Annotated in this window: 15 protein-coding genes; 9 read left to right on the top strand and 6 right to left on the bottom strand. The window is 69.8% G+C overall.

The genetic code is table 11. From position 1 onward, the window contains the following. Positions 1 to 45 precede the first annotated feature (45 nt). Both EJ913_RS12935 and EJ913_RS12940 read right to left on the bottom strand, forming a co-directional pair. Positions 46 to 951, bottom strand: coding sequence for a LysR substrate-binding domain-containing protein (locus tag EJ913_RS12935; RefSeq protein WP_126998448.1), 906 nt, complete (start codon positions 949 to 951; stop codon positions 46 to 48). A gap of 155 nt (positions 952 to 1,106) precedes the next feature. Next, positions 1,107 to 2,309 (bottom strand): CaiB/BaiF CoA transferase family protein, encoded by a 1,203-nt coding sequence (locus EJ913_RS12940; RefSeq protein ID WP_126998450.1) that lies wholly within the window; start codon positions 2,307 to 2,309, stop codon positions 1,107 to 1,109. Between the two features lie 448 nt (positions 2,310 to 2,757). Between EJ913_RS12940 and EJ913_RS12945 the strand changes: the two genes are divergently transcribed. The 8 genes from EJ913_RS12945 to EJ913_RS12980 all read left to right on the top strand — a co-directional run bounded on the left by EJ913_RS12945 (position 2,758) and on the right by EJ913_RS12980 (position 10,849). After that, the gene (locus EJ913_RS12945; protein WP_126998452.1) at positions 2,758 to 3,927 is read left to right on the top strand and encodes an acetyl-CoA acetyltransferase; all 1,170 of its coding nucleotides are present in this window, start codon (positions 2,758 to 2,760) and stop codon (positions 3,925 to 3,927) included. 10 nt (positions 3,928 to 3,937) lie between these two features. Next, a complete protein-coding gene (locus tag EJ913_RS12950) occupies positions 3,938 to 4,354 on the top strand; it encodes a Zn-ribbon domain-containing OB-fold protein (protein WP_126998454.1) in 417 nt (138 codons plus the stop codon). Continuing rightward, entirely contained in the window at positions 4,351 to 4,800 is a 450-nt protein-coding gene (locus tag EJ913_RS12955) for a MaoC family dehydratase (protein WP_126998456.1), read from the top strand. The genes EJ913_RS12950 and EJ913_RS12955 overlap by 4 nt, the downstream gene beginning before the upstream one ends. Then, a complete protein-coding gene (locus EJ913_RS12960) occupies positions 4,797 to 5,561 on the top strand; it encodes an SDR family oxidoreductase (protein WP_211098950.1) in 765 nt (254 codons plus the stop codon). The genes EJ913_RS12955 and EJ913_RS12960 overlap by 4 nt, the downstream gene beginning before the upstream one ends. A gap of 66 nt (positions 5,562 to 5,627) precedes the next feature. Next, the gene (locus tag EJ913_RS12965; protein WP_126998458.1) at positions 5,628 to 6,683 is read left to right on the top strand and encodes an extracellular solute-binding protein; all 1,056 of its coding nucleotides are present in this window, start codon (positions 5,628 to 5,630) and stop codon (positions 6,681 to 6,683) included. Positions 6,684 to 7,021: 338 nt separating this feature from the next. Continuing rightward, entirely contained in the window at positions 7,022 to 8,740 is a 1,719-nt protein-coding gene (locus EJ913_RS12970; protein ID WP_126998460.1) for an ABC transporter permease, read from the top strand. After that, complete coding sequence (locus tag EJ913_RS12975) at positions 8,737 to 9,804, top strand: ABC transporter ATP-binding protein (protein WP_126998462.1); 1,068 nt, start codon at positions 8,737 to 8,739, stop codon at positions 9,802 to 9,804. Before EJ913_RS12970 ends, EJ913_RS12975 begins: the two co-directional genes overlap by 4 nt. A gap of 226 nt (positions 9,805 to 10,030) precedes the next feature. Beyond that, a complete protein-coding gene (locus EJ913_RS12980) occupies positions 10,031 to 10,849 on the top strand; it encodes an enoyl-CoA hydratase (RefSeq protein WP_126998464.1) in 819 nt (272 codons plus the stop codon). A 10-nt stretch (positions 10,850 to 10,859) separates the two neighbouring features. On the opposite strand, the gene tam is transcribed toward EJ913_RS12980, so the two are convergent. From tam to rraA, 4 genes are all read right to left on the bottom strand, one after another. Then, the gene (gene tam, locus EJ913_RS12985) at positions 10,860 to 11,633 is read right to left on the bottom strand and encodes a trans-aconitate 2-methyltransferase (protein ID WP_126998466.1); all 774 of its coding nucleotides are present in this window, start codon (positions 11,631 to 11,633) and stop codon (positions 10,860 to 10,862) included. A gap of 45 nt (positions 11,634 to 11,678) precedes the next feature. Then, entirely contained in the window at positions 11,679 to 12,086 is a 408-nt protein-coding gene (locus tag EJ913_RS12990; RefSeq protein ID WP_126998468.1) for a DUF1810 domain-containing protein, read from the bottom strand. A 194-nt stretch (positions 12,087 to 12,280) separates the two neighbouring features. Further along, positions 12,281 to 14,875 (bottom strand): bifunctional aconitate hydratase 2/2-methylisocitrate dehydratase, encoded by a 2,595-nt coding sequence (gene acnB / locus EJ913_RS12995; protein ID WP_126998470.1) that lies wholly within the window; start codon positions 14,873 to 14,875, stop codon positions 12,281 to 12,283. Between the two features lie 202 nt (positions 14,876 to 15,077). Next, positions 15,078 to 15,572: a ribonuclease E activity regulator RraA gene (gene rraA, locus EJ913_RS13000; RefSeq protein ID WP_126998472.1), complete on the bottom strand. Its 495-nt coding sequence runs from the start codon at positions 15,570 to 15,572 to the stop codon at positions 15,078 to 15,080. Between the two features lie 282 nt (positions 15,573 to 15,854). Here rraA and EJ913_RS13005 point away from each other — a divergent pair, with 282 nt between their 5' ends. Continuing rightward, positions 15,855 to 16,934, top strand: a complete 1,080-nt coding sequence (locus tag EJ913_RS13005) for a lipid A deacylase LpxR family protein (RefSeq protein WP_211098951.1) — start codon at positions 15,855 to 15,857, stop codon at positions 16,932 to 16,934. Positions 16,935 to 16,971 lie beyond the last annotated feature (37 nt).

The following is a 16,971-nucleotide window of genomic DNA, read 5'->3' on the forward strand; positions in this document are numbered from 1 at the left end:
CGATGGTCGAAGGGGCCGGACGGCGCCGTTCCAGACAATGGGGGGTCAGACGGGAGGCTGGGAGTCCGGCGGCGGAAACACGTCGCGCAGCCAGTGCCGGATCGCGGCGATGACCGGGGTGTTCCATTTCTGCGCCGGGGCGATGAAGTAATAGCCGCCGATGGTCACGTTGCTCTCGACCATCTCCACCAGCTCGCCGCTGGCGAGGTTGTCGGCGACCAGCAGGTCGCTGACCAGCGCCACCCCGCGCCCGAGCCGGGCGGCCTCGATGGTCAGATGCGCCTGCCACAGCCGGGGGCCGCGCAGCCGGGGCGGGTCGGTGATGCCGGCCTCCTCCAGCCACGCCTCCCACATGCCGGTGGACTGCTCGTGGATCAGCGGCAGGTCGAGCAGATCGGCGGGGGTGCGCACGTCGGGGTAGCGCGCCTTGAACTCCGGGTTGGCGATGGCGAGGATGCGGGGCTTCGCGAACATCTCGGCCCGCAGCCCCTCGGCGACGGAGCCGTCCTCCAGATACATGATCTCGGCGTCGGCCTCGCCCCGGCCGAAATCGGGGCGGGTCGAGGTCGGTTGCAGGGTCACCTCGCGCCCGGCCACCGCCGCCTCCAGTTCCGGCAGGCGGGCGAGCAGCCGGCGCGAGGCCAGACCGGCGAGGCAGCAGATGTGGACCGCCTCCATCCCGCCGTTGCGCAGCTCGCCGCAGGCGTCGGCGATCAGGTCGAAGGCGCGGCGCATCTGGGCGGCGAAGCGCACGCCCTCGCGGGTCAGGGACAGGCCGCGCCCCGATTTGGCGACCAGCTTGACGCCGACCGACTGCTCCAGGTTCTGGATGTGGCGGGACACCACCGTGTGCGACACCGCCAGCTCGTCGGCGGCCGCGCGCACGGTGCCCAGCCGGGCGAAGACGTCGAAGGCGCGAAGGGCGAGAAGCGGGGGAAGGCGGCGCGCCATGCGGGGCTGGGCCATCGAGGTTGAGAGGGGCGGGGCTGGGGGTGACGGGACGATTCCGATGGCATCATGAAGCATTTTCGCCAGCGCCGCACGCGTCCCGTCACCGGCCCGCTCTCCCGTCCCCTTCCCCCGCCCGTCCGTCATCGCGCCCGTCCTCACACCACCGCGTCGCGCCGCAGCGCCTCGACGTCGGCGGGGCTGAAGCCCAGCTCCGCCAGGATGTCGGCGGTGTGCTCGCCCAGCTTGGGCGCCGGGGCCTCGGCCGCCAGCGGGGCGCCCTGCATGTGGATCGGCACGGCGGCGAAGCGCTTGCCGGAACCGGCCGGGACCTCCACCACCATGTTGCGGTGGACCACCTGCGGGTCGAGCAGCGCGTCGGGCACGCTGTTGATCGGGCTGGACGGCACGTCGGCCTCGTCGAAAAGGTCGAGCCATTCGTCGCGCGGCCGGGTGGCGAAGACCGGGATCAGCAGCGGCTCGAGCTCCGCGTGGTTGGCGTTGCGCTGCGAGCCGGTGAGGAAGCGCGGGTCGGTCAGCAGGTGTTCCAGCCCCATGGCGCCGCACATCCGCTCCCACTGCTCGTTGGTGTCGACGCAGACGGCGATCGGCTTGTCGGCGGTGGGGAAGGACTGGAAGGGCGCGATCAGCGGGTGGCGGCTGCCCAGCGCGCGCGGCACGTCGCCGGCGTTGAGGTAGCGCGCGATGGCGTTCTCCATCAGCGCCAGCTGGCAGTCCAGCATCGCCACGTCGATGAAGCTGCCCTCCCCCGTGCTGTTCCGCTTCTGCAGGGCCGACAGGACGCCGATGGCGGCGAACAGGCTGGAGCCGATGTCGCCGATCGAGGCGCCGACGCGGTTGGGCTGGCCGCCGGGCTCGCCGGTGATGCTCATCATTCCCGACATCGCCTGGGCCACCACGTCGAAGCAGGGCCGGTGGCGGTAGGGGCCGTCCTGCCCGAAGCCGGAGATCGAGGCGTAGATCAGCTTCTCGTTGACCGCCTTCAGATCGGCGTAGCCCAGCCCCAGCCGGTCCATCGCGCCGGCCCGGTTGTTCTCCACCAGCACGTCGCTGGAGGCGACGATGCGCTTGAGGATCTCCCGCCCCTTCTCCTCCTTCAAGTTGAGCGTAAGACTCCGTTTGTTGCGGTTGACGCTCATGAAGTAAATGCTCTCGTCGTCGCTGAACGGCGCGATGACGCGGGTGAAATCGCCCTTGCCCGGACGCTCGATCTTGATGACGTCGGCGCCCAGCGCGCCGAGCAGCCAGGTGCTGTAGGGACCGGCCAACATGTGCGTGAGATCGACAACGCGCACGCCGGCCAGCGGGCCGTCCCGGCGTTGGGTTTCGGTGTCGGTCATGAGCGATCCTTCGGGGCTGCCGGACACCGGGGGACCGGGCCGGAGATGGCCGCGCCGCAAGGCGCCGGCTGGGTTTGGGACGGGAATGCGATGCCCAAAGGCTTGCGCCGCGGCGCCCGGAAAACAATCGCTTAGTTTGGCCCAATCCGGTGCATGGAAAGCACCGGACGTGGCGTGGACCGGCCGTTTCATTGGTGCGTTCCATGCACCGGACCGCAGCCTTTTTTCTGCTTGTGACACGGAGGGTCTCCGGTATTCTCGATTGTGCCGGGAGCGGACCGGCGGCGATCGACATCTGTCCACATCGGCCAAAGGCACCGGGAAGACTTCGCGTTCCCCGTGCCGGACGGTCGCCTCGTCTTCCGATATTTGTCCAACGGAGCCCATTTGCACGCTGGCGCCAGGCGCCGCGCAAGGTTCCCGCAACCGTGAAAGGACGACCAGGGCCGTGAAGGATCTCTCGGGCAGAACCGCCATCGTCGGCGCCTTCGAATCGCCCCGCCGCGATGCCCCCCGCGTCCACCCCTTCGCCCTTCAGATGGAGTGCATCCTGGGCGCGCTCGACGACGCCGGGCTGACGCTGAAGGACGTGGACGGGCTCTGCGCCGCGTCCGGCGACTGGGCCGAGGGCGGCGGCACGATGGACGTCATCGAGCTGGCCGAATACATCGGCATCCAGCCGACCTACGTGAACAGCACCGACGTCGGCGGCTGCTCCTACATCCTGCAGGCCGGTCAGGCCGCCGCCGCCATCGCCATGGGCCTGGCCGAGGTGGTGGTCATCAGCTACGCCGCCTGCCCGCGCTGGTGGCCGCTGAACACGCCGTCCTTCGACCCCTTCGTCTTCCCCGCCGGCCCCGGCCAATACGAGATCCCCTACGCGCCGACGCTGATCTCCACCTACGGGCTGTTCGCCCGGCGCCACATGGACCTCTACGGCACCACGCCGGAGCAGTTGGCCCAGGTGGCGGTGACCTTCCGCGAGCACGCCGCCGCCAACCCCCAGGCCCGGCTGCGCAAGCCGATCACGGTGGACGACGTGCTGGCCTCGCCGATGATCGCCTCGCCGCTGCACCGGCTGGACTGCTGCGTCGTCACCGACGGCGGCGGCGCGGTGGTGATGACCAGCCGGGAGCGGGCGCGCGACCTCAAGCGCCGCCCCGTCCATCTGGCCGGCTACGGCGCCGCCGTCGCGCGGACCCAGAACAGCCAGATCCCCGACGACCTGTCCACCCCCGCCGCCCTGTCCGGCCCGCGCGCCTTCGCCATGGCCGGGGTGACGCCGGCCGACATCGACGTGGCGCAGATCTACGACGCCTTCACCATCACGCCGATGCTGGCGCTGGAGGATCTGGGCTTCTGCGGGCGCGGCGAGAGCGGGGCCTTCGTCGCGGACGGCAACCTGTCCGCCAAGGGCGGCAGCCTGCCGACCAACACCGACGGCGGCGGGCTGTCGTCCAACCATCCGGGCAAGCGCGGCATCTTCACCCTGATCGAGAGCGTTCGCCAACTGCGCGGCGAGGGTCCGGGCATGCAGGTGCCGGATGCCAAGGTCGCGCTGGCCCATGGCTTGGGCGGGACCTTCTGCTCCGCCGCCACCGTCATTCTCACCGTGTAAAGGGGATCCCATGACCGCCATGACCGTCCTGCCGATCCCCGACGAGACCTCCGCCCCCTTCTGGGAGGCGGCGCGCGAGGGCCGGTTCCTGATCCAGCGCTGCCCGGAGACCGGGCGCCATCAATGGTATCCGCGCGCCCATTCGATCCACGCCCCCCACGCCAAGCCCGACTGGGTCGAGACGAGCGGGCGCGGCGAGCTGCTCACCTATTCCGTGATCCATCGCGGCAACACGCGGGGCGATCCCTACACCTGCGCCCTGGTCCGGCTGGAGGAGGGCGTCACCGTCTTCTCGCGGATCGAGGGCGTCGCGGAGGAGGATCTGCGCGCCGGCCTGCCGCTGTCCGTCGCCTTCCACCGCGTGGACGAGACCATCAGCCTGCCGGTCTTCCGGCCCCCCAGCGACGCAGGAGGGAGCGACGCATGACCACCCCCATCCACCTCGACGACATCGAACCGGGCGCCCGCGCGCTGTCCACCCGCGTCACCGTGACCGAGGCGCACATCGTCTGGTTCGCCGGGCTGACCGGCGACTTCAACCCGCTGCACATGGACGCCGAGGCGGCCAAGGCGAACGGCTTCGGCCGGACCATCGCCCACGGGATGCTGACCCATTCGATGAGCACCGGCCTGCGCTCCGCCATCGACGACTGGGCGATCCTGGCCTTCCTGGAGACCCGCCGCCGCTTCGTCGGCCCGGTCTTCGCCGGCGACACCATCCAGTACGAGGCCGAGGTGCTGGAGGTCCGCCCCAGCGCGTCGAAGCCCGACCGTGGCATCGTCCGCGTCGGCATCACCGTGCGCAACCAGAGCGGCGGCACGGTGCAGGAAGGCGAGGACGTGTTCTCCATCGGGCGGCGGGTGACGGCATGAGCATGACCATGCAGGATCGTTTGAAGGGCCGCACGGCCTTCGTGACCGGCGGCGGCGGCGGCATCGGCCGCGCGGTGTGCGAGCGGCTGGCCGCCGAGGGCGCCGCCGTGATCGTCGCCGACATCGGGCTGGAGCCGGCCGAACGGGTCGCCGCGGCCTTGCGCGACGGCGGGACCAACGCCTGCGCGGTGCAGCTCGACGTGTCGGACCGGGCGAGCTGGGACGCCGCCGTCGCCGCCCTGCCCGAGCCCCTCCGCGCCGTCGACATCCTGGTCAACGTCGCCGGCATCGTCCGCGACCGCTCGCTGATCAAGATGAGCGACGCGGAATGGAGCGCCGTCATCGACGTGAACCTGCGCGGCACCTGGCTCGGCTGCCAGACGGCCTTCAAGCTGGTCGGCGACCGGGGCTGGGGCCGCATCGTCAACATCGCCTCCACCGCCATGCTCGGCACCTTCGGGCAGGCGAACTACTCGGCCTCCAAGGCGGGCGTGGTCGGGCTGACGCGGACGGCGGCGCTGGAAGGCGCCAAGCGCGGCATCCTGGTCAACGCGGTGGCGCCGGGCGTGGTCGAGACCAGCATCGTCGAGGGCGTGCCCGACGCGATCCGCGCCCAGTGGGTGGAGAAGACCCCCATCGGCCGGCTGGGCAAGCCCGACGAGATCGCGTCCATCGTCGCCTTCCTGGCGTCGGACGACGCGGCCTACGTCACCGGCCAGACCCTCGTCGCCGACGGCGGCGCGACCACCGGCGACTACTGAACACGACACCAAGACCAACAACGCCGGAACGGCGACCCTCAACAACCTGGAACAGGGACGACGAACATGACGGACATCACACGCCGCGGGCTTCTGAAGACGGGCGGGCTGGTCGGGACGGCGCTGCTGTCCGGCGGCCTCGCCGGGACCGGCTTCGCCCGCCTGGCCGCCGCGCAAGACGACCCGCTCTACGCCGCCGCCCGCAAGGAAGGCGCGCTGACGCTCTACTGGGGCTCCTACGAGCAGCAGACGATGGAGGCGATCCGCGACGCCTTCAAGGCGAAGTATCCGGGCATCGAGGTCCAGCTTCTCCGCCAGGCCTCGCAGACCGTCTACACCCGCCTGCGGCTGGAGCTGCAGAACGGCGTCGCCGAGTGCGATTCGCTGGGCACCACCAACCTGCTGCACTACACCGAGCTGAAGAAGATCGGCGCGCTGGCCGCCTACGACCCGCCCGACGCGGCCATGCTGCCCGCCGCCTTCAAGGGGCTGGACAAGGACGCCATGTACCACGTCGGCGCCATCAGCCTGACCAGCATCAACTACGCGCCGGGCAAGGTCTCCGCCCCGCCGACGAGCTGGATGGCGCTGCTGGAGGACCAGTGGAAGGGCAAGATCACCACCGGCAGCCCCGCCTTCTCCGGCGACGTGGCGAGCTGGGTGGTCGCCATCCGCCGCAAGTACGGCGACGACTACCTGCGCCGCTTCGGCCAGCAGAAGCCCAAGGTCGGCCAGTCCAACGTCGACACCGTCACCGACATCCTGGCCGGCGAGCGCGTCGTCGGATCGGGCGCGCCGTTCAGCTACACGCTGACCCAGAAGGCGGCCGGCAACCCCATCGACGTCAGCGTGCCGACCGACGACGCCATCCTGAACCTGGGCCTGACCGGCATCCCGGCCAAGGCGCCCCACCCCAACGCCGCCCGGCTGTTCACCAACTTCCTCTATTCCAAGGAGGTCTCCGACATCCTGTCGAGGAACTTCTGGCCGACGCTGCGCACCGACGTCGCCTGGGCGGAAGGCCGCTCGCTCGACCAGATGAAGTGGTTCCGCAACACCGGCGACGACCTCGCCGCCGAGGTGGCGGAAGGCATCGCCAAGTGGAAGGAACTGGTGCGCTAACGGCTGCATTCAGCTCCCTCTCCCGCCCCGGGAGAGGGAAGGGGCCCACGGCGGATGCCGTGGGAAGGGTGAGGGGCTAGAGGGACATGGATTGCGTACCACGCCCGCTAGCCCCTCACCCTCCCCGCTTCGCGGGTCCCCTCCCTCTCCCGGGGCGGGAGAGGGCTTTGGTGCCCTAGGCGATCACCGCGAACTCCGCACCAGCGGCGGTTGCCACCCGGCCGCCGGTTCGGGGACACTCCATCATGCTGGGTCGCAAGGCCCATCCTTGGCAACGGGAGGCAGACCCAATGGGGGTCATCTCAACCAGTTCCCGTGGCGCCGAAGCGCGTCCCGTCATGGCCCGAGTGCCGGTCGTCAAGACCGCGATCCTCGGCGCCGTCGTCCTCCTGCTGGCGATGCTGGTGGTCCAGCCCTTCGGCTGGGTGGTGTTCAACAGCTTCCACGACGACGCGACCGGCGCCTGGACCCTGAACAACTACGCGCGCGTCGTCCAGTCCGCCGATCTGATCGAGCCGCTGGTCAACTCGCTGCTGCTGGCCACCGCCACGGCGGTGATCGCGGTCGGCATCGGCGTGCCGCTGGCCTGGCTGGTGTCGCGCACCGACATGCCGTTCCGCCGCAGCATCCGCGTGCTGACGCTGACCGCCTTCGTCACCCCGTCCTTCATCGGCGCCACCGGCTGGATCCTGCTGGCCGCGCCCAATTCGGGCTGGCTGAACGTGCTGTGGCGGTCGCTGGCCGGAGCCGACGGCGGAACGCCGCTGAACATCTACTCGATGGCGGGCGCCGTCTTCGTCTGCGGCATCTACACGGTGCCCTACAGCTTCACCATGGTGTCGAGCGCGCTCGACGAGATGGCGGTGGAGCTGGAGGACGCGGCGACGACGCTGGGCTGCGGGGTGCTGCGGACAATGCTCAGCATCACCATCCCGCTGGCCGCCCCGGCGGTGATCGCCAGCTTCATCCTGTCCTTCATCCAGGGGCTGACCCTGTTCGGCGTCCCGGCCTTCCTGCTGACGCCGACCGGCATCCCGGTCGTCACCACCAAGCTGGCCGAGTTCTATCAACTCTTCCCGCCGGAAATCTATCTGGCCGCCGCCTATTGCATGCCGCTCCTGCTGGTCACCGGCGGCCTGTTCTGGATGCGCCGCCGCTATCTGGGCCGCAAGCAGTACGTCACGATTTCCGGCAAGACGCGGGCCGGACGGCAGATCCGTCTGGGCGGCTGGCGCTGGCCGGCCCTGCTCTTCGCGCTGCTGATGCCGATGACCGCCGTCTTCCTGCCCTACGCCGCCCTGCTGCTGGTGTCGCTGACCCGCGCCTGGGGCCAGGGGCTGTCTTGGGAGAACCTGTCCCTCTACTGGTACTGGTGGGCGATCTTCGGCAATTCGGAGACCCACACGGCCATCGTCAACTCGCTGGTCTACTCCACCCTGGCGGCGACGCTGTGCGTGGCGCTGGGCACGCTGGTCGCCTACATCGTCGAACGGCGGCTGATGACCGGCGCCTCCCTGCTGGGGGCGGTGGCGACGGTGCCCATCGTCATCCCCGGCATCGTGCTGTCGGTCGGCTTCTTCGCCGCCTACACCCGCGCGCCCTTCAACCTCTACGGCACGCCGCTGCTGCTGATCGCCGCCTTCGCCGCCACCTTCCTGCCCATCGCCTACTCGCATGGCGGGTCGATCCTGAAGGGCATCGGGCCGGAGCTGGAGCGCGCCGCCCGCAGCCTGGGCGCCGGGGAGGCGCGGACCTTCCTGTCGATCACCATCCCGCTGATGGGCGGCGGGCTGGTGTCGGGCTGGTTCCTGGTCTTCATCCCGATCATCCGCGAGCTGTCGGTCGCCGTCTTCCTGATCACGCCCAAGACCAACGTCATGACGACGCTGATCTACAACGCCAAGGACGGCGGCAACTACGAGGCCGTCTGCGCGATGAGCGTCCTTCTCCTCCTGATCACGCTGCTGCTGGTGGCTATCGCCCGCCCGCTGGCCGGGCTGACCGGCGCGCGGCGCACCTCACGCAAGACCGCCGAGGCGGCCGGAGTTCCCTCATGAGCGGCATCCGCATCACCAACCTGCGCAAGACCTTCGGCAACTACACCGCGCTGCGCGGCATCGACCTCCAGGTGCCCAACGGCACGCTGCTGGCGCTGCTGGGGCCGTCGGGCTGCGGGAAGTCGACCACGCTGCAACTGCTGGCCGGCTTCGAGGCCCCGACCGAGGGCGAGATCTGGGCCGACGACGTGCTGCTCTCCTCGCCGCGCGGCGTGCTGCCGCCGGAAAAGCGCGGCATCTCGCTGGTGTTCCAGAACTACGCGGTGTGGCCGCACAAGACGGTGGCCGAGAACGTCGCCTTCGGCCTGACCATCCGCCGCCTGCCCAAGGCGGAACTGACCGAGCGGCTCGACCGCGCGCTGCGCACCGTCCGGCTGGAGAGCTTGCGCGACCGCTACCCGTCCGAGCTGTCGGGCGGCCAGCAGCAGCGCGTGGCGCTGGCCCGCGCGCTGGTGGTGGAGCCGGCGATCCTGCTGCTCGACGAGCCGCTGTCCAACCTCGACGCCCACCTGCGCGAGGAGATGCGGTTCGAAATCCGGCAGGTCCACGACCTGCTGGGCATCACCACGGTCTACGTCACCCACGACCAGTCGGAGGCGCTGGTCACCGCCGACCGCGTCGCCGTCATGAAGTCCGGCGCGGTTCAGCAGTTCGGTTCCCCGGAAGACGTGTTCGAGCGGCCGTCCAACGCCTTCGTCGCCGGGTTCATCGGCTCCAACAACGAGTTGGTCGGCACCAGCGAGGGCGCGGGCGCCATCCGCGTCGGCGACACCGTGCTGACCGCCCCGGACCGCAGCGCGGCCGCGCGCGGCAACCCGGTGTCGCTCTGCGTCCGGCCGTCCAAGGTGCGGCTGGGCGAGGCCGGCGGCCTGCCCTGCAACAGCCTGCCCGGCACCGTGATCCGCTCCGCCTATCTCGGCGAGCACCGCGACGTGCTGGTGGACGTCGGCGTCGGGCGGACGATCCGCGCCTTCGTGCCGCCGGAACTCCGCTACGGACCGGGCGCCGAGACGACGGTCCATCTTCCCATCGACGCCTGCCAGATTTTGGCCCCGGCGGTCTGACAGCAAGCGTAGCAGGGTTTCCCCAACCCCTCTCCCTCAAAGGGGCCGATCAAGCCCCTCTCCCCTTGCGGGAGAGGGGTTGGGGTGAGGGGTGCGCAAATTTCCTCTTCGCCTTCGGCGAATACCCCTCATCCCAACCCTTCTCCCGCAAGGGGAGAAGGGCTTCGGTCGGCTCCATGCCCCTTTCCTTCAAGCCGCTGATCCGACAAGCTCAAGGACCATCCGCATGACCGACCTCACAACCGATACCACCGGCGCGCCGCCCGAGATCCTGACCGAACGCCGTGGCGCGGTCCAATGGGTGATCTTCAACCGGCCCCACGCCCGCAACGCCATGACGCCGTGGATGGAGGACCGGCTGATCGAGATCTGCCGCGCGGTCGACGCCGACCCCACGGTGAAGGCGCTGGCGCTGACCGGCGCCACCGGCGACAAGCCGGCCTTCATGGCCGGGGCCGACCTGTCCTGCCTGCAAGCCGTCTCCTCGCCCGAGGATTTCACCATCCTCGAAACCCGCGCCGAGGCGGCGGCGATGGCGCTGGAATCCGTCCGCGTGCCGACCGTCGCCGTCCTGTCGGGCGCCTGCGTCGGCGAGGGCGCGCTGCTGTCGGCCTGCTGCGACGTGCGCATCGCCTCGCCCTCGGTGCGCTTCGGCTTTCCCATCGCCCGCACGGTGGGCAACTGCCTGAGCGTCAAGAACCTCGCCCGGCTGTCGGCGGTGCTCGGCACCGCGCGGACCAAGGAGATGATCTTCAGCGCCCGCCTGCTGACCGCCGACGAGCTGGCGATGGCCGGCGCCCTGCGCACGGTGGTCGCCACCGAGGAGGGGCTGGTCGCCCAGGGCCAAGCCCTGGCGGAGGAGCTGGCCGCCCTGGCGCCCCTGACCCTGTGGGCGACGCGCGAGGGCCTGCGCCGGCTGCGCGACCATGGCCTGCCGCCGGACATCGACAAGGATCTGCTGCGCCGCTGCTACCTGTCCGCCGACTACCAGGAAGGCATCGCCGCCTTCCTGGAGAAGCGCCGCCCGTTCTGGACCGGGCACTGACGGGACACTTTCAGCGGGTCGCGACGAAGAACAGGCGGGGGAAGGGCAGCAGCACCGTCCCGTCGGGAAGCGCCGGGTAGGCCCGCGCGACGGCGGCCTCGTAGCGGGCGAGGTACGCGGCGCGCCCGGCCTCGTCCAGCGGGTCGAGGAAGGGGCGCAGCCCGGTTCCCTTGAACCACTCCACCACCGCGCCGGCCCCGCCGGCCAGGGGATGGAAATACACCGTCCGCCACACATCGACCGAGGCGCCGCACTCCCGCAGGGTGCGGTAATACCACTCGGCGCCGTGGCGGTCGGCCCGCGCGCGGTGGGCGTCGGCGAGCTTGGCGGCCCAAGGCCCCTCGGCGGCGACCTCCCGCATCAGCCGGTGCGCCGGCTCCTCCAGATTGTCCGGCATCTGCACGGCCAGTTGCCCGCCCGGCGCCAGCTTGTCCAGCAGCGCCGGCAGCAGGGCCGCGTGGTCCGGCACCCATTGCAGGGAGGCGTTGGCGAGGATCAGGTCGAACGGGCCGTCCGCGCCCCGCCACGCGGCGATGTCGGCCAACTCGAAACGAAGATCGGGTAAACGCTTGCGCGCCGCCGCGATCATGTCGGCGGAACTGTCGATCCCGGTGACGGTGGCGCCGGGAAAGCGCTCCCCCAGCAGCGCGGTCGAGTTGCCGGGGCCGCAGCCGAGATCCACGGCCCTGGTGACGGCACGGTCCGGAACACGGGCCAGCAGGTCCCGGATCGGCCGGTTCCGTTCGTCCTCGAATTTGCTGTACTGGGCGGCGGACCACGTCATCGGGCGCTCCGGTTCAAAAGATGCCGAGGGAAGAGTCGAGCCCCGTCACGCCGACCGCTCGTCGTCGGGCCAGCGGTCGAGCGCCTCCCGGTAGGGGCTCTGCGCGCCCGCCGCCTCGGCGAACAGCGACATGGACGAGCGGAATTTCAGGTCGTCCGGATAGCCGAAGATCGCGTGCAGCGACCGCCCCTGGATCGCCAGCACGGCGCGCGTCGCCTGCTCCAGCCGGGGGCCGAGAATCGGGTGCGCGAGGTAGGCCCGCGCCTCGTCGAGGGAATCGATGCCGTAGAACAGGGCCGTCTCCGACCGGCCGAGACCGCGCCGCTGGGGAAAGACGAACCACATCCAGTGGCTTCGCTTGCGGCCGGCGCGCAGCTCCTCCAGCACGGTCGCGAAGACGGGTTCCTGTGCGCTTACGAAACGCTGGAGATCGAAAGGGTCGTCCGGCTGCATGTCCCGCTCCTTGTCCCGCCGTTCCGGCTGGTAAAGGATGAGCACGCCAAGCGACGAGTGCAAGACGGCCGGAGTTGCCGACGAGACGAACCAACGGCGGCGGCGGCGACGAACCGCCGTGCCGGGACCAAAAAAATCCCCCGCCGGGAAACCCCGGCGGGGGGAGAAACGAACCAGCCTGTCGTGGGACCTTGTTACGCCACCTTGGCGTCCAAGGTGTCCGCCACGTCCTGGAAGACCGGGATCTGGTCGAAGTTCATGTAGCGGTAGACCTCGTCGGCCTTCTCGTTCACCACGCCGACCTGGGCCTGATACTCCGCGTTGGTCGGGATCCGGCCCATCAGCGCCGCCACGGCGGCCAGTTCGGCCGAGGACAGGTAGACGCGGGTGTCGATGCCCAGACGGTTCGGGAAGTTGCGGGTCGAGGTCGAGATGGCGGTCGAGCCCTTGCGGATCTGCGCCTGGTTGCCCATGCAGAGCGAGCAGCCGGGCATCTCCATGCGGGCGCCAGCCTTGCCGAGCGTGGCGTAGTAGCCCTCCTCGGTCAGCATCTGCGCGTCCATCTTGGTCGGCGGCGCGATCCACAGGCGGGTCGGGATGTCCGACTTGCCGTTCAGGATCTTACCGGCGGCGCGGAAATGGCCGATGTTGGTCATGCAGGAGCCGATGAACACCTCGTCGATGGTGTCGCCCGCGACCTCGGCCAGCGTCTTCACGTCGTCGGGATCGTTCGGGCAGGCGAGGATCGGCTCCTTGATGTCGGCCAGATCGATCTCGATCACCGCCGCGTAGTCGGCGTCGGCGTCGGGCTGGAGCAGCTGCGGATCGGCGATCCACGCCTCCATCGCCTTGATGCGGCGCTCCAGGGTCCGCTTCTCGGCGTAACCGTTGGCGATCATCCACTTCATCAGGGTGATGTTGGAGGTCATGTATTCGATGATCGGCGCCTTGTCGAGGTGCACCGTGCAGCCCGCCGCCGAGCGCTCGGCCGAGGCGTCGGACAGCTCGAACGCCTGCTCGACCTTCAGGTTCGGCAGACCCTCGATCTCCAGGATGCGGCCGGAGAAGACGTTCTTCTTGCCCTTCTTCTCGACCGTCAGCAGCCCGGCCTTGATGGCGTAGAGCGGGATGGCGTTGACGAGGTCACGCAGCGTGACGCCCGGCTGCATCGCGCCCTTGAAGCGCACCAGCACCGATTCCGGCATGTCGAGCGGCATGACGCCGGTGGCGGCGGCGAAGGCCACCAGACCGGAGCCCGCCGGGAAGGAGATGCCGATGGGGAAGCGGGTGTGGCTGTCGCCGCCGGTGCCCACGGTGTCGGGCAGCAGCAGGCGGTTCAGCCAGGAGTGGATGACGCCGTCGCCCGGACGCAGCGCGACGCCGCCACGGGTGGAGATGAAGTCCGGCAGCTCGTGGTGCATCTTCACGTCCACCAGCTTGGGATAAGCGGCGGTGTGGCAGAAGGACTGCATGACGAGGTCGGCCGAGAAGCCCAGGCAGGCCAGATCCTTCAGCTCGTCGCGGGTCATCGGGCCGGTGGTGTCCTGCGACCCCACGGTGGTCATCTTCGGCTCGCAATAGGTGCCGGGACGGACGCCCTTGCCTTCCGGCAGGCCACAGGCGCGGCCGACCATCTTCTGGGCGAGGCTGTAGCCCTTGCCGGTGTCGGCCGGGGTGGCCGGCTGGCGGAACAGGGTGGAGGCCGGCAGGCCCAGCGCCTCGCGGGCCCGCGCGGTCAGGCCACGGCCGACGATCAGCGGAATGCGGCCGCCGGCGCGGACCTCGTCGAAGATCACGTCGGACTTGACGGTGAACTCGGCGATGACCTCGCCGTTCTTCAGCGCCTTTCCCTCGTAGGGGCGAAGCTCGATCACGTCGCCCATGTCCATCTTGCCGACGTCCAGCTCGATGGGCAGCGCGCCCGCGTCCTCCATGGTGTTGTAGAAGATCGGGGCGATCTTGGTGCCCAGGCAGACGCCGCCGAAGCGCTTGTTCGGGACGAAGGGGATGTCCTCGCCGGTGAACCACAGGACCGAGTTGGTCGCCGACTTGCGCGAGGAGCCGGTGCCGACCACGTCGCCGACATAGGCGATCAGGTTGCCCTTCTTCTGCAGCTCGGCGAGCTGCCTGGTGGCGCCGCGGACGCCCGGCTCGTCGGGCTCGATGCCCGGACGCGGGTTCTTCAGCATCGCCAGCGCGTGCAGCGGGATGTCGGGGCGCGACCACGCGTCGGGAGCCGGCGACAGGTCGTCGGTGTTGGTCTCGCCGGTCACCTTGAAGACGGTCAGCGTCAGCGAGGCCGGGACTTCCGGACGCGACGTGAACCATTCGGCGTCGGCCCAGGACTGGACGACCGCCACGGCGTTGGCGTTGCCGGCGTCGGCCAGCGCCTTGACGTCGTGGAAGTAGTCGAACACCAGCAGGGTCTTCTTCAGACCTTCCGCCGCCGTCGCGCCGCATTCGGCGTCGGACAGCAGGGCGATCAGCGGCTCGATGTTGAAGCCGCCCAGCATGGTGCCGAGCAGTTCGGTCGCCTTGACCTTGGAGATCAGCGGGCTGCTGTCGGCGCCCTTGGCGACGGCGGCGAGGAAGCCGGCCTTGACGCGGGCGGCGTCGTCGACGCCGGCCGGAACGCGGTGGGTGATGAGGTCAAGGAGGAACGCGTCCTCGCCGGCCGGCGGGGCCTTCAGCAGATCGATCAGCTCCGCCGTCTGCTTGGCGGAGAGCGGCAGGGCCGGAATTCCGAGGGCGGCGCGTTCGGCCACATGCTGGCGATATGCTTGGAGCACGGCTGGGTTCCTCATAAATGAAAGGCCGGCCCTTGGAGGGGAACCGTGAGACGGCCCGCTTGACTTCACGCCGGTTTTATATCCCCGGCCAAACTAAAGAGCAAGGGGGCGCACCCGCTTTCGCGCAAGGAACGGTAAGCAACCGGCGTTGGTTCTGCACTGGTATTACCTGTTCATGGTATCACCACTTTGCCCGATGGCTTTATTTCAGACCGGCCGCTTGTTCCCCGGTCAGCAGGACGATGCCGTCCTCGTCGGCGAACAGGACGTCGCCCGGCTCGACCGCCGCGCCAGGCAGCGCGATGGACAGCCCGGTCAATCCCTGGTCGCGGCGGACGGAGGGGCGCGGGGTGGCCGCCGCCGCCCGGATCCCGAGTGGAAGCGTCGCCAGTTCCGCCACGTCGCGCACGCAGCCCCAGATCACCACCCCGGCCCAACCGTTCCTGACCGCCGAGCCGGCGATCATGTCGCCCATCAGCGCGCAGCGCAGGCTGCCCCCGCCGTCGACCACCAGCACCCGCCCCTCGCCGGGGGTCGCCAGCAGTTCCTTGACGCGGGAGTTGTCCTCGAAGCACTTGACGGTGACGACCGGCCCCGAGAAGCGGGTCACCGCGCCGAAATCCCGGAGCCCCGGCAGCACGACGCGGGCGTCGTCCTTGAAGCGGTCGAGCAGGTCGCAGGTGGAAACGAAGGTCATGTCGGCGGCTCCGCGCGTTGGAAAACCCGTGGACGACGTCTTGCGCCAAAGGCTTGAGCAAGACAAGGGCCGCCATGGGCCCGACGCCGCTCCCGGTTGGACGGAGACGTTTTGACGCTCCTCCGCGCGGCCCGTCCGTGTTCGGCGCGACGCAGGCTACTCCTTCCGAAGAGGGGTTGCGTTTCGGGACCGAGCCTCCAGTTTCGGATTGGCAAACGAAGCAAAACCGTTTCGTTTCCGGATCTTCCGCATCGAAAACCATGCCCCGGAAAGAGGACCAGAATGCGCGACCCCCGTTCCATCACGCCGCGTTGCCATGATCGTACGGGCGGCCATCGCACGGGACGGGCCGCCGGGGCCGCCGGCCCCGCCCTCGCCATTCTGCTGGGGCTGGCGGGGCTGTCCGCCGTCCCCTCTTCCGCGCGGGCGGAAATGGCGCCGGGTCGCGATCCCGACGGCATCCTCTCGGTCATCATCGAGAACGACCTGTTCGCGAACGGCGACCGGCACTACACGAACGGCATCCAGTTCTCCTACACCCCGCCGGAGACCTCCGTCCCCGACTGGGTCAACGGGGTGGCCGACGCGGTGCCGCTGTTCAACCAGGGGACCAAGCGGCGGATCACCTATTCGCTGGGGCAGAAGATGTTCACCCCGCGCGAGATCGAACCCCGCACCCCCGACCCGCGCGACCGCCCCTACGCCGGCTTCCTCTACGCCAACGCCGGCCTGGCGTCGGAGACGGCGACCACCCTGGACCGCATCAACCTGACGGTCGGGGTCGTCGGCCCGGCCTCGCTGGCGGACGAGACGCAGAAGTTCGTGCACCGCCTGACCGATTCGCGGACGCCGCGCGGCTGGGGATCGCAGCTGCACAACGAGCTGGGCGTGGTGCTCAGCTACAACCGCGCCTGGCGCGGGCTGTACGTGGCCTCCCCCTTCGGGTTGGCCTTCGACGCGACCCCCGATGTGGGCGTCAGCGTCGGCAACGTCTACACCTTCGGGTCGGCCGGGCTGACGCTGCGCATCGGCGCCGACCTGCCGCAGGACTATGGCCCGCCGCGCATCGCCCCGCCCTTCCAGGGCACCAGCTATTTCGAGCCGGACCGAAGCTTCGGCTGGTACCTCTTCGCCAGCGCGCAGGGCCGCGCGGTGGCCCGCGACATCTTCCTGGACGGCAACACCTTCCGCGACAGCCCCAGCGTCGACAAGAAGCCGCTGGTCGGCGACCTGCAGCTGGGCTTCGCCGTGACGGTCAGCGACGTCCGCATCGCCTACACCCACATCTTCCGCACCAAGGAGTTCGACGGCCAGGACAAGGCCGACACCTACGGCTCCCTGTCGGTGTCGGCGCGTTTCTGATCGGAAGGAGACCGGATGGCGATCCACACGAAGACAC

The sequence above is a fragment of the Azospirillum doebereinerae genome, assembly GCF_003989665.1.
Taxonomy (GTDB): Bacteria; Pseudomonadota; Alphaproteobacteria; order Azospirillales; family Azospirillaceae; genus Azospirillum; species Azospirillum doebereinerae.

Excerpts from the sequence above, each read along its gene's own strand:
- EJ913_RS12965 (WP_126998458.1), top strand. The coding sequence starts at position 5,628 with ATGACGGACATCACACGCCGCGGGCTTCTGAAGACGGGCGGGCTGGTC.
- tam (WP_126998466.1), bottom strand. The coding sequence starts at position 11,633 with ATGACGTGGTCCGCCGCCCAGTACAGCAAATTCGAGGACGAACGGAAC.
- EJ913_RS12935 (WP_126998448.1), bottom strand. The coding sequence starts at position 951 with ATGGCGCGCCGCCTTCCCCCGCTTCTCGCCCTTCGCGCCTTCGACGTC.
- EJ913_RS12980 (WP_126998464.1), top strand. The coding sequence starts at position 10,031 with ATGACCGACCTCACAACCGATACCACCGGCGCGCCGCCCGAGATCCTG.
- rraA (WP_126998472.1), bottom strand. The coding sequence starts at position 15,572 with ATGACCTTCGTTTCCACCTGCGACCTGCTCGACCGCTTCAAGGACGAC.
- EJ913_RS12975 (WP_126998462.1), top strand. The coding sequence starts at position 8,737 with ATGAGCGGCATCCGCATCACCAACCTGCGCAAGACCTTCGGCAACTAC.
- EJ913_RS12950 (WP_126998454.1), top strand. The coding sequence starts at position 3,938 with ATGACCGCCATGACCGTCCTGCCGATCCCCGACGAGACCTCCGCCCCC.
- EJ913_RS12940 (WP_126998450.1), bottom strand. The coding sequence starts at position 2,309 with ATGACCGACACCGAAACCCAACGCCGGGACGGCCCGCTGGCCGGCGTG.
- EJ913_RS12955 (WP_126998456.1), top strand. The coding sequence starts at position 4,351 with ATGACCACCCCCATCCACCTCGACGACATCGAACCGGGCGCCCGCGCG.
- EJ913_RS12960 (WP_211098950.1), top strand. The coding sequence starts at position 4,797 with ATGAGCATGACCATGCAGGATCGTTTGAAGGGCCGCACGGCCTTCGTG.
- EJ913_RS12970 (WP_126998460.1), top strand. The coding sequence starts at position 7,022 with ATGGCCCGAGTGCCGGTCGTCAAGACCGCGATCCTCGGCGCCGTCGTC.
- EJ913_RS13005 (WP_211098951.1), top strand. The coding sequence starts at position 15,855 with ATGCGCGACCCCCGTTCCATCACGCCGCGTTGCCATGATCGTACGGGC.
- EJ913_RS12990 (WP_126998468.1), bottom strand. The coding sequence starts at position 12,086 with ATGCAGCCGGACGACCCTTTCGATCTCCAGCGTTTCGTAAGCGCACAG.